This is a genomic window from Neobacillus bataviensis (genome assembly GCF_019969725.1).
Genome location: NZ_JAHXYW010000069.1, coordinates 1 through 414, shown reverse-complemented (window position 1 = coordinate 414; position 414 = coordinate 1). Strand labels below are relative to the sequence as shown.

General features: G+C 33.1%; 1 pseudogene. It reads left to right on the top strand.

The window, feature by feature from the left end:
• Nucleotides 1-414, top strand: a pseudogene (locus LC455_RS31180) (IS3 family transposase); the annotation flags it as partial.

The following is a 414-nucleotide window of genomic DNA, read 5'->3' as shown; positions in this document are numbered from 1 at the left end:
TTTAGTTCGAGAACAGGAAAAATTACAAACAAAATCAAAGCGCAAGTAATTTTTGAACTAAAGCATGAATTTGATGTAGTGGAAATAGTTAAAGTCGCAGACATTCCACGTAGTACGTACTATTACTAGGAAAAACGATTAAATAATGAAGATAAATATGCAAAGGAAAAAGAAGCGATTGCAGCTATTTATCATGAGCATAAAGGACGTTATGGTTACCGTCGTATCACAAAAGAATTGGAGAAAAAGAATATTTACCATGATCCCAAGACCATTAATCGAATAATAGAGTATGTCCCGTAAGGGTAATTGTTTAGACAACGCAGTCATAGAAAATTTCTTTGGCTTATTAAAGTCTGAACTACTCTACTTACAAGAATTTGAGAGTATGGAGCATTTCGAACGAGAATTAGA